This window comes from Flavobacterium sp. KS-LB2, assembly GCF_036895565.1.
Lineage (GTDB): Bacteria > Bacteroidota > Bacteroidia > Flavobacteriales > Flavobacteriaceae > Flavobacterium.
In genome coordinates, this window is sequence record NZ_CP145904.1 from 2,405,935 (window position 1) to 2,418,794 (window position 12,860).

Consider the following 12,860-nt stretch of genomic DNA (forward strand, 5'->3'; position numbering starts at 1 on the left):
GAAATTTGTATAATGACGATGAACCAAAACAATTCCATTTAAAGCGACAGAAATACCCAAAAAAACATAATTTCAAGTAATCGAGTGCATTTTTTAACATCAAATCAGTAAAACGACAATACAATACTTTTTATATTTACAACCTTAACGAACACCAAACCAAATGAAATTTATCTATTCCCTTTTGCTATGCATTCCTTTTTTGAGTATCGGGCAAAAAAAGTCACTTGATTACTATTTACCTCAAAACGGCACCTACAATACAAAAATTCCAACGCCAAAAAGTATCCTTAATTTTGAATTGGGTGAAATGCATACAGATCATACGCAAGTAGCGAATTATATGAGAGAAGTGGCAAAAGCATCGGATAGAATCAAAATTGAAACGACCGGCTATACGTTTGAAAACCGACCGTTACAATTGTTGACCATTTCTAGTCCAAAAAACTTGGCCAACATTGACGAAATTCTTAAACGACATGTTGCAATTACTGATGCTAACACCAATAATAATGATCTGTCAGACTTACCAATTGTAATTTATTTAGGGTATTCTATTCATGGAAATGAGTCCAGCGGAACTGGTGCAGCAATCGCCTTGACTTATTATCTAGCAGCGAATGACAGCCCAGAATTGATGAAAACATTAGACAAAACAATCATTTTATTAGATCCGTCTTTTAATCCAGATGGATTGCATCGTTTTTCGACTTGGGTTAATAGCAATAAAAGTTCCAATTTAGTTACAGACCCTAACGATCGCGAGTTCAATGAAGCTTGGCCGAGAGGTCGTTTTAACCACTACTGGTTTGATATGAATAGAGACTGGTTGCCCGTGCAGCTTCCAGAAAGTCAGGCTCGAATAAAAACCTTTAGAAAATGGATACCGAATGTCTTGTGCGATTTTCATGAAATGGGCACCAATTCTACTTACTTTTTTCAGCCAGGTGAACCCACTCGTACCAATCCGCTTACTCCAGAATTAAATCAAATATTAACTCGTAAAATTGCAGGATACCACGCCAAAGCCTTAGATAAAATAGGCAGTTCGTATTTTGTTGAAGAAAACTACGACGATTTTTATTACGGGAAAGGTTCGTCCTATCCTGATATAAATGGGGCTATCGGAATTTTATTTGAACAAGCCAGCTCCAGAGGACATGCGCAAGAAAGTGCTAACGGTATTTTGACTTTTCCATTTACCATCAGAAATCAATTTACAACCAGTTTGTCAACACTGCAAGCAACCACAGATATGCGTGAAGAATTACTAGCGTACCAAAGAGATTTTTACAAAAATGCTAAAATGGACAGCAACAAAAGCAAAGTAAAAGGATATGTTTTTGGTGACGAAAAAGATGCTTCAAGAGTACATGAATTAGCAAAAATTTTAAGTCAGCATAAAATAAAAATACAAGAATTAAAGGAGGATGTTGTCATCAACAAAAAGAAATTTTCTAAAAACCTTAGTTACATCATACCTGTCGCACAACAAAACACCAAGCTCATCAATGCGATATTTGACCGTCAATTACAGTTTAAGGACAGTCTGTTTTATGATATTTCAGCATGGAGTTTTGATTTGGCTTTTAACCTCAACTTTGAGGGCGTAAATACACTTGATAATGCAGGTAGTGATTATGTGCCGAATTTAAAAAAAGGTTTTGTTTCCAAAAAAAGCGAAATCGGCTATTTGGTGGAATGGACAGATCATAAATCACCCAAATTACTGAACCAATTATTAGCCAAAGGCCTGCGTGTACGAACCACTAAAAAACCATTTACACATAACGGAAAAATGTTTTCTTATGGATCTTTATTTGTTCCTGTTCAAAATCAAGAATTAAATAGTGACGAAATATTTACTTATTTAAGTCAAAGTATTCCCGAGTATGCTATCGAAATCACAGCTGTTGAAACTGGTTTTACAGACGGTATTAATTTAGGCAATCCCAATTTTGTTACTTTAACACAACCAAAAGTAGCCATGATTGTGGGGCAAGGTGTTGATCCCTCTGATGCCGGTGAAATTTGGTATATGTTTGACCAAAAAGCTGCAATGCCTTTGACCAAAATTGACATGGAACAGCTAGAAGGAGTAAATTTGAGTAAGTACACTACTTTGATTTTAGTAAATGGTTCTTATGCTAAAATTTCAGCTAAAACAACAACTAAAATCAGTCAATGGGTTCAAAACGGCGGAACACTAATTGCTTACCAAGACGCAATTAAATGGCTGAATAAAAATGAATTAACTGAACTTACGCTTAAAACCTCAAATATGGAAGCCAAGGCAGTTTCCTTCGAGCATACGGATGATTATAAAGGAGCGCAAGAAATTGCTGGAGCTATTTTTGAAACAAGATTAGACTTATCACATCCTATTAATTTTGGAATGCCTCGCAATACATTGCCTATTTTTAGGAATACCTCAATCATGATTGAACCCAATAAAAATAGTTACAACAACCCTATTCAATACACAAAAACGCCATTAATTAGTGGTTATATTTCAAAAGAAAAATTGGCACTTTTAAAAGAAACCGTCCCTTTTCAATGCATTAAAAAAGGAGATGGAAACATAATTGTATTTACAGACAATACCAACTTTAGAGCATTTTGGTTAGGAACTGAAAAACTATTATGGAATGCAATTTTCTTTAGTAAATTGATGTAAAAAGTGTGGTTTCTCTGCTACAGACCAAGATATGATGTATTACTGACTTTGAACTGAAAGCAATTACATTCTACATACAGTCTTGTTATCAAATAAAATCAGAATAAATTGAGTACAAAAAAAATGACATTCTTTCGAATGTCATTTTTTTTAATAGTTGAAAATAGCAACTATTTTTCTAACAACCCAGCATTCCTCAAATACGGTTCTATTTGCATGTCATGTCCAATAAAATCTTTGAAAGCTTTATTTAAATCTACACTGTTCCCCACAGATAAAATATATTTTTTAAAACGTTCACAATTGGCTCTTGTCATACCACCATTAGCTTGCATCCAATCAAACGCGTTATAATCTAAAGTTTTAGACCACGTATACGCATAATATCCTGCAGAATAGCCTCCGCCCCAAATGTGAGCAAAATAAGGCGTGTGATATCGTGTTGGAACTTCATTAACTAATAATCCGTATTTTGTAAGTGCATCTTTTTCAAACTCTAATACAGGTTTAAAATCGGACTCCTTCGTAACACTATGCCAAGCCATATCTAATGTTGCTGCAGCCAAAAGCTCGGTCACAACATATCCTTTATTAAACGTATCTGCTTTTTTAATTTTATCAATTAATTCCTGAGGAATGGCCTGTTTGGTTTGATAATGTATGGCATAATTTTTTAAAACCGTAGAGTCTAAAGCCGCATGTTCGTTGATTTGCGAAGGAAATTCGACATAATCTCTTGGAACTGCGGTACCAGAAAGTGTCACATACTGTTGATTCGCGAACAAACCGTGCAACGTATGACCAAACTCATGAAATAATGTCGTCACATCATCAAAACTTATCAAAGACGGATTTCCCGCAGTTGGTTTGGCAAAATTATACACATTAACAATCACTGGTTTTTGTTTCAAGTAGTGCGATTGACTGACAAAATTACTCATCCAAGCGCCACCATTTTTATTGTCTCTGGTGTAAAAATCTAAATAATAAATAGCAATTGACTTTCCGTCAGCATCATAAACCTCATATGCTTTTACATCAGGATTGTATACTGGTAAATCATTTCTTTCCTTAAATGTTAGACCATACATTTGCTTTGCAGCAAAAAATACGCCTTTTTCTAAGACAGAAGTAATTTCGAAATACGGTTTTATTTGGCTCTCATCTAAATCATATTTGGCTTTTCTAACTTGCTCTGAGTAAAAATCCCAATCCCAAGGTTCTAATTTAAAACCTCCGTTTTGAGCATCGATAAGATCCTGAATCTCCTTGGCCTCCACTTTAGCTTTGGCAACAGCAGGCGTGGCAATTTTTGCCAATAAATCCATCGCAGGTGCTGGTGATTGCGCCATTTGATCTTGCAACTTCCATTCGGCAAAACTCTTCTTACCCATCAAATTTGCTTTTTGCAAACGCAATTTTGCTGTTCGTTCGATCACTTCTCGAGTATCACCATCATCATTTTTCTCGGCGCGGTACCAAGATGCTTTGAAAATTTTTTCTCGACTTGCTCTATTACTAAGACTTTTTAATACGGGTTGCTGAGTGGTGTTTTGTAATCCTATGAAATATTTCCCATCTTGGCCTGCTTCTGTCGCTTTTGCTTTAGCAGCAGCAATTTCGGCATCACTTAAACCGGCTAGGTCACTTGAATTATCAAAGAAAACAGCTCCGTTTTTTCGAGCAATTAAAAGTTTATTTACAAAAAGCGTGCTTAAAGTTGCTAACTCTTCATTGATTTTTTTCATTTTAACTTTATCAGCGTCAGATAAATTGGCTCCTGCCAATTCAAATTGTTGCAAATAATATTGCGTCAATTTTTTATCTTCTCCTTTCAAACTAGCTAAATTGATTGCCTTGAAACGATTGTACAACTTATTATTTAAATAAATTTTATCATTATGTCCAGAAAAAATAGGCGCATACTCCTCATCAATTGCTTGCAAGGTCGGGTTGGTATTCGCCCCAGTTAAATTGTAAAAAACACTTACGGCTCTGTTTAAATCTACCCCGCTAGTTTCTAATGCCAATACCGTATTTTGAAAAGTAGGTTTCGCTGGATTATTGATAATCTTATCAATTTCTTGATCGTGCACTTTTAATCCATATTCAAAAGCAGGTTTAAAATGCTCGTCTTTAATTAAATCAAAAGTCGGTGCTTGATACTGCAACGTACTTTTTTGTAAAAGAGGATTCGTCATCTTAACAGATTTGTTTTGTGCATAAATTGTTTCTGTTTGGAAAGAAGCAACTATAAAAAAGGAACTAGCAACGATTATTTTCGAAAAAATTCGCATAATTAAGTGGTTTATTTTTAAGACATAAATGTAGTTGAAAAAAGTATAGTATTAAATATTGCGGTGAAGAATTAATTCCTGCAAGAAGTAGCGGTGGTTAAGCTAAAATCTAAAAAGTTCCTAAAAAAAGTTTAATCGTTGATTTGGTTATTTGAAAACCTTCGCATCTTTGTACCTTTGCGACTTAGAACCTTTTTAAGAAAAATTATGCGCATTGATATTGTTACTGTTCTCCCAGAATTATTGCGAAGTCCTTTTGAGGCTTCGATTATGAAACGTGCTATCGACAAAGGGTTGGTAGAAGTTCATTTTCACAACCTGCGTGATTATACGACCAACAAACAAAAAAGTGTGGATGATTATCCTTATGGCGGTGGTGCCGGAATGGTCATGACAGTGCAACCTATTGATGCCTGTATTACACATTTGAAAAGCGAAAGAACCTACGACGAAATCATTTATATGTCACCAGACGGGGAAACCTTGAACCAGAAAATGGCGAACACCATGTCAATGTATGAAAATATTATTATCCTTTGCGGTCATTATAAAGGTGTAGATCAACGCGTACGCGATCATTTTATCACTAAGGAAATCTCTATTGGTGATTATGTGTTGAGCGGTGGTGAACTAGGTGCTTTAGTATTATCAGACGCTTTAATCCGATTGATCCCTGGCGTTTTGAGTGACGAAACCTCAGCATTAACAGATAGTTTTCAAGACGGATTATTGTCAGGACCTATATATACTCGCCCTGCGGACTACAAAGGATGGAAAGTTCCAGAGGTTTTGACCAGCGGTAATTTTGCTAAAATTGATAAATGGCGTGAGGATATGGCCTACGATCATACGAAGAACAGAAGACCGGATTTGCTAGAGGAGTAAAAAATTTGTTTCAGGTTTATGGTTTGAAGTTGGTATTCAACAACTTCGAAACTTTAAACAAGAAAAACTTTAAACTTTAAACTTTTTTAGTTACTTTTGCGCCCACATTAAGTTAACCTCTGGCGAGATCCGTGAATGTTGATTTAACACAAACCATAATTAAAAAAATTATCATGGCAGATTTAATGAAATTCGTTCAAGACGAATTCGTAACAAGAAAAGAATTTCCAGCTTTTGCAGCGGGAGACACAATCACTGTTTACTACGAAATTAGAGAGGGTGAAAAAACTAGAACTCAGTTTTTCAAAGGAGTTGTAATCCAAAGAAGAGGTTCTGCTAACACAGAAACTTTTACTATTCGTAAAATGTCAGGTGCAGTTGGAGTAGAGCGTATCTTTCCAGTAAACTTGCCAGCTTTACAAAAAATTGAAATCAATAAGAAAGGTGCTGTACGTAGAGCTAGAATTTTCTACTTCAGAGAACTTACTGGTAAAAAAGCAAAAATCAAAGACAAAAGAAGATAGTTTACTGTCTCTTTATTATAAAGTCCCAACAAATCTGACATTGAAATTGAAACTAGAGACATCTCTTTAGCTGGGAGAATTTTAGCAAATTTCCCTGAATTTTTGACTGATGATCAAAAAATAGGTGATGCTTTATCAGAACTTGGGCAATTAGCAACAACTCCAGAAGCTAATATCATAAAATTACCAAATGTATCAGCATCTGTCCCACAATTAAAAGCAGCTATTACTGAATTACAATCTCATGGTTACAATTTGCCAAACTTCCCTGAAGAACCGCAAAACGAGGAAGAGAAAACTATCAAAGCTAAATATTCTAAAATACTGGGTTCAGCTGTAAATCCTGTTTTACGCGAAGGAAACTCTGATCGTAGAGCACCAAAAGCAGTAAAAAACTACGCTAAAGCAAACCCACATTCTATGGGAGCTTGGTCTGCTGACTCAAAAACACACGTAGCTTCTATGGAAAGCGGTGATTTTTACGGAAGTGAAAAATCAGTTACTGACGCTACCGATGTAAAAATACAATTCGTTGCTAAAGATGGTTCAACTACTGTTCTAAAAGCAAGTACTCCACTAAAAGTGGGTGAAATAATTGACAGTTCAGTTATGAACTTGAACGCTTTAAAAAGTTTTGTAGCGAAAACAATTGATGAGGCAAAAAAACTAAACATTTTACTTTCTGTTCACTTGAAAGCAACAATGATGAAAGTTTCTGATCCAATTATTTTTGGAGCTATCGTAGAAGTATATTTTGCAGATGTTTTCGCAAAATACGCTACTTTATTTAATGAATTGAATATCGATACCAGAAACGGTTTAGGTGATATATACGCTAAAATCGCAGGAAAACCAATGCAAGCTGAAATAGAAGCAGCATTAAACCAAGCGATAGAAAATGGTCCAGCTTTAGCCATGGTAAATTCTGAAAAAGGTATTACAAATCTTCATGTCCCTTCGGATGTGATTGTGGATGCTTCTATGCCAGCAATGATTCGTACTTCAGGACAGATGTACAATAAAGAAGGCAAACTACAAGATACTGTAGCCATGATTCCGGACAGATGTTATGCTGGTGTTTATACAGCTACTATTGATTTTTGTAAAAAACATGGCGCTTTTGACCCAACTACAATGGGAAGTGTTCCAAACGTAGGTTTGATGGCTCAAAAAGCAGAAGAATATGGTTCTCATGACAAAACATTTCAAATGACTGCTGACGGAATAGTGCGTGTAGTAGATACAAACGGAAACGTTTTGATGGAACAAGCCGTTGAAACGAATGATATTTTTAGAATGTGTCAAGCAAAAGATGCTCCTATTCAAGACTGGGTAAAACTAGCTGTGAACAGAGCACGTTTGTCTAATACTCCCGCTATTTTCTGGTTGGATAACAATAGAGCTCACGATAGAGAACTGATATTAAAAGTTACTAAATATTTAAAAGATCACGATACTACTGGTTTAGACATTCAAATTCTAAATCCTATTGAAGCTACAAACTTTACATTAGACAGAATCATCAAAGGATTAGATACTATTTCTGTAACAGGAAACGTATTGCGTGACTATTTAACTGATTTATTCCCAATTTTAGAAGTGGGAACATCAGCAAAAATGCTATCTATCGTTCCATTAATGAATGGTGGTGGTTTGTTTGAAACTGGTGCAGGTGGATCAGCTCCAAAACACGTGGAGCAATTTACTGCAGAAGGATATTTACGTTGGGATTCCCTTGGTGAATTCTTAGCTTTAGGTGCTTCACTAGAGCATTTAGGTCAAACTTTAAACAATTCTAAAGCAATTGTTTTGGCAGAAACTCTTGATGTTGCAACAGAAAAATTCTTAGCAACTGATAAATCACCATCACGTAAACTTGGTGGAATTGACAACCGTGGTTCTCACTTTTACTTGGCAATGTATTGGGCAGAAGCATTGGCAGCACAAGACAAAGAACCTGCTTTAAAAGCGATCTTTACTCCTATTGCAACAGAATTTGTAGCAAACGAAGCGAAAATCAATACCGAGTTAATTGCTGCACAAGGAAAACCTCAAGAAATTGGTGGTCATTACCAACCAAATCCTGAATTAACAAGCAGAGCCATGCGTCCAAGCGAAACGTTCAATTCTATATTGGCAAAAATCGCTTAATGAACTGCTGTAATATATAGCATTACAATTAAAAGACAACTGCAAACAGTTGTCTTTTTTTTATATTAGCAATAGCTTAACATCTGTTATAATGCAATTGAAATTCTATTTAATGTAATTTGCAAACTTCATTTTGATAAACTGTAAACAATGATTCCAAAGAAAATTAGTATCTTACTATTCGTATTATTCGTCACATTTTCTGCTTTCGCTCAAGAAAAATTCACGCTAAGCGGAACTATTATTGATGCCAATAGCAATGAAACTTTAATAGGTGTCAACGTTGTAATTCCAGCATTAAAAACTGGCGTAACTACCAATGAATACGGATTTTTCTCCATTACAATACCAAAAGGAAACTATACCGTTCAAATAAGCTATTTGGGTTATCAAACCATTGAAGAATCAATAAATTTAAACCAAAACATAAAAAATAACTTCAATTTATACAGTAATGAAACCGCATTAAAAGAAGTAATTATAACGGACAATAAAACAAAAATTGACATTAAGAAACCCGAAATGAGTGTCAATAAACTTTCAATTGCCACTATTAAAAAAATGCCAGTAGTTCTAGGAGAAGTTGATGTTTTAAAATCTATTTTATTACTTCCTGGAGTTACTAATGCAGGCGAAGGCGCCTCGGGTTTCAATGTTCGTGGTGGTGGAGCCGACCAAAATTTGATTTTATTAGACGAAGCAACTATCTTTAATTCATCGCATGTTTTTGGTTTTTTCTCTGTTTTTAATCCAGATGCTATCAAAGATTTAAAATTGTACAAAGGGGGCATTCCAGCACGTTATGGCGGAAGAGCGTCTTCTGTTTTAGATATTTATCAAAAAGACGGTAATAGCAAAGAATTTCATGTTAATGGTGGAATCGGGTTAATTTCTAGCCGTATTTTGGCCGAAGGACCGTTGGTAAAAGATAAAGGTTCGTTTCTTATTGGCGGCCGTAGTTCCTATGCGCATTTATTTCTAAAGCTTTCCGAAGAACAAAAAGATAATGCAGCTTATTTTTATGATCTAAATACTAAATTAAGCTACAAACTAGACCCAAACAATAGTCTCTTTTTATCTGGATATTTTGGTAGAGATGTATTTAGTTTGAAAGATAGTTTTGCTAACATTTATGGCAATACAACGGTTAATCTGAGGTGGAACCACTTGTTTTCTGAAAAATTATTTTCAAATTTATCACTCATTTACAGCGATTATTATTACGGTTTAGATTTGGATTTTGTTGGTTTCAAATGGGATTCGGGCATCAAAAATTACAACATCAAATACGATTTCAAGAATTACATTTCGGATAAATTTAAATTGAATTACGGACTAAACGGAATCTATTACGAGTTCAATCCGGGAACCATCAAACCATCTGATGAAAACTCCGGAATAAATTTTGCCCAATTGGATAAAAAATATGCTTTTGAACCTGCGCTTTACATCAATGCTGATCACGAAATATCCGATAGAATAGCATTATCTTACGGATTACGTTACAGTATGTTTTACCGTTTGGGACAATCTACGGTGAATATTTATGAAAATGACAATCCAGTACTCTTTAATTCGGATTTACAGATTTATGAAAAAGCAACTCCAATTGGCACCAAATTTTACGACAGAAATAAAGTCATGCAAAGCTATGATTATCTGGAACCGCGTTTTTCATTGGCCTATCAAATCAATGAGGAGCAATCTGTCAAAGCGAGTTACAACAGAATGGTGCAATACTTACAACTGATTTCGAATACCTCATCGCCTACTCCACTTGATGTCTGGACGCCAAGTGATCGTTTTATAAAACCTCAAATTGCCGATCAGGTTGCTTTAGGTTACTTTAAAAACTTCAATGACGATATGTATTCTCTTGAAGTAGAAACGTATTATAAAGAAGTTCAAAACCGATTGGATTATATTGACGGTGCTGATTTGATTGCCAATAAAGCTATTGAGCAAATAATCCTAAACGGTCAATTAAGATCGTATGGTTTAGAAATCATGTTCCGAAAGAATGAAGGAAAATTTAATGGTTGGATTTCGTACACATTATCTAAATCAGAGCAACAAACTCCGGGAAGAACCTCAATAGAAACTGGGATCAACAACGGGAAATGGTACAATTCAGTGTATGATAAACTGCATAATGTTGCTGTAACCACATCGTATAATTTAAACGAAAAATGGTCTTTTGGAGCTAATTTCGCTTTACAAACCGGACAACCTGTGACCTATCCTGTTGGACAATATGAATACTTAGGAATCAATGTACCTAGTTACGGACTGAGAAATGAAAATCGGCTTCCAGCCTACCACCATCTTGACATTGCCGCTACTTTGACTCCTACAAAAAATAAAAATAGGGAATGGAAAGGCGAATGGGTTTTCAGCATTTACAATTTATACAATCGGAAAAATGCGGCTTCCATCAATTTCAGACAAAACGTAGATACTGGAAGCAATGAAGCTATAAAAACTTCTATTTTTGGCATAGTTCCAGCAGTGAGTTATAACTTTAAATTCTAAGGATATTCTTTCAAAAGAGAACAAAATAAAAACATGAAATCATGAAAAAAATAACACTATATCTGGTACTTTTCATCGCTATTTTTTCAGCGAGTTGTGAAGATGTTATCGAAGTTGATTTAGACAATGCACCACCAAAACTAGTTATTGAAGCGGCAATCAATTGGAAAAAAGGGACTTCCGGAAATCAACAGAAAATAAAACTGACTACTACAACCGGATTTTACAGCACTGAAATTCCAAAAGTTTCCGGCGCAACAGTTTCCATAAAAAACAGCACTAATGTTGTTTTCAATTTTTCCGAAATCCAAAAAACCGGCGAATATACTTGTGCTACTTTTATACCGGTAATCAACGAAACCTATACGCTGACAGTGATTAGCAATGGCAATACCTATACTGCTACTGAAACATTGAAACCCGTTACCCCAATCACAAAAATTGTTCAAAACAATCAAGGTGGTTTTACTGGTACTGATATAGAAATTAAAACATTCTATCAAGATCCGGCTGGTGAAACTAATTATTACCTTTACAAATATGTGTATTCAAACCAGGTAAAATCAAATTTTTATGTGGATCAAGATGAGTTTTTCAACGGAAACGAATTTTTTAGTATTTCACAAAATGATGAATTAAAAAAAGACGATAAAATTGAGGTTAGCCACTTTGGAATTTCAAAAGCATACTACAATTACATGAGTGTTTTAGTAAGTATAGCAGGAAACAATGGCGGTGGACCATTTCAATCCCCACCGGCAACCGTAAGAGGAAATATTATAAACACTACAGATTCAGCTAACTATCCGCTGGGCTATTTCTCCCTCAGTGAAGTCGACGTAAGAAATTTTACGCTTGAATAATTAGGAGCTATTCCAGCTGTTCACTACAACCAAAACAGGTTCTAAACAGTTTTCCAGTCCGTACAAGGAGCTTCCTTTGGTCGCTCTTCTACACCCAGAAAACTAAAGTTTACAACTTGTTTTGGCTTTCATTGCTATCTGGGCTAAAGGACAGTCACACTTTCCAGTTTGCATATTTTAACTAACTTTACAGTCTAGAATCCATTTTATTATCGACTGCCAAAACCTAAAATCTTAATTCACAGTTCTTAAATCTACAATCCTCATGTCTTCACACCATATCGTTCGCGACGACCAAGAACCCGCTTTAATCATTGCCAATGGTGCTTCCTGTAATCCGGAACTATTGGGTCAATTACTGGAATGGTCACCGCTTGTGGTGGTATTGGATTCGGCTATGGTTCGCGTCATGGAATTAGACATCAAAGTCGATGTGCTTTTAGGGGATTTTGACAGAGGTTTTGATCCTGAAATTTATAAAACGACTCAATATCCAATTGAAATCATTCACACGCCAGATCAAAATAAAACCGATTTAGAAAAGGCTTTTGACTATTTAATCGAACGAAAAATTCCTGCCGTAAACGTAATTTGGGCCACCGGACGAAGAGCCGATCATACAATTACGAATCTGACCAATATTACGAGATATAGAAACCTATTGAAAATTGTCATTCTGGACGATCATTCAAAAGTCTTTTTATTGCCCAAGAAATTCGAAAAATGGTATACGGCGAACACTCCTATATCATTAATTCCTATTGGTCACGTTACGGGAATCCATTCGGATAATTTATTTTACCCATTGAAAGATGATAGTCTGACCATTGGTTACAGAAGTGGAAGTAGCAATCATGTTATCAAAGATGGAATCGTAACAATCGAACATGATGAAGGCGACTTATTGATGATGGAATGTCTAGATTAAACA

The 12,860-nt window shown here is 35.3% G+C and carries 8 protein-coding genes; 7 read left to right on the top strand and 1 reads right to left on the bottom strand.

Translation table 11 applies throughout. From position 1 onward, the window contains the following. Nucleotides 1-163 precede the first annotated feature (163 nt). Entirely contained in the window at nucleotides 164-2,677 is a 2,514-nt protein-coding gene (locus V5J73_RS10265) for a M14 metallopeptidase family protein (RefSeq protein ID WP_338645635.1), read from the top strand. 170 nt (nucleotides 2,678-2,847) lie between these two features. Here V5J73_RS10265 and V5J73_RS10270 read toward each other — a convergent pair whose 3' ends face one another. Further along, the gene (locus V5J73_RS10270; protein ID WP_445236399.1) at nucleotides 2,848-4,974 is read right to left on the bottom strand and encodes a M3 family metallopeptidase; all 2,127 of its coding nucleotides are present in this window, start codon (nucleotides 4,972-4,974) and stop codon (nucleotides 2,848-2,850) included. Between the two features lie 207 nt (nucleotides 4,975-5,181). Here V5J73_RS10270 and trmD point away from each other — a divergent pair, with 207 nt between their 5' ends. The 6 genes from trmD to V5J73_RS10300 all read left to right on the top strand — a co-directional run bounded on the left by trmD (nucleotide 5,182) and on the right by V5J73_RS10300 (nucleotide 12,857). Continuing rightward, entirely contained in the window at nucleotides 5,182-5,859 is a 678-nt protein-coding gene (gene trmD / locus V5J73_RS10275) for a tRNA (guanosine(37)-N1)-methyltransferase TrmD (protein ID WP_338645636.1), read from the top strand. A 173-nt stretch (nucleotides 5,860-6,032) separates the two neighbouring features. After that, the gene (gene rplS, locus V5J73_RS10280) at nucleotides 6,033-6,383 is read left to right on the top strand and encodes a 50S ribosomal protein L19 (RefSeq protein ID WP_338645638.1); all 351 of its coding nucleotides are present in this window, start codon (nucleotides 6,033-6,035) and stop codon (nucleotides 6,381-6,383) included. 39 nt (nucleotides 6,384-6,422) lie between these two features. Further along, nucleotides 6,423-8,534 (top strand): NADP-dependent isocitrate dehydrogenase, encoded by a 2,112-nt coding sequence (locus V5J73_RS10285; protein WP_338648612.1) that lies wholly within the window; start codon nucleotides 6,423-6,425, stop codon nucleotides 8,532-8,534. 150 nt (nucleotides 8,535-8,684) lie between these two features. Next, entirely contained in the window at nucleotides 8,685-11,066 is a 2,382-nt protein-coding gene (locus V5J73_RS10290; protein ID WP_338645640.1) for a TonB-dependent receptor, read from the top strand. A gap of 41 nt (nucleotides 11,067-11,107) precedes the next feature. After that, entirely contained in the window at nucleotides 11,108-11,929 is an 822-nt protein-coding gene (locus tag V5J73_RS10295; protein ID WP_338645642.1) for a DUF4249 domain-containing protein, read from the top strand. Between the two features lie 265 nt (nucleotides 11,930-12,194). After that, on the top strand, nucleotides 12,195-12,857 hold the full coding sequence (locus V5J73_RS10300) for a thiamine diphosphokinase (protein ID WP_338645644.1): 663 nt from the start codon (nucleotides 12,195-12,197) through the stop codon (nucleotides 12,855-12,857). The last annotated feature ends 3 nt before the right edge of the window (nucleotides 12,858-12,860 follow it).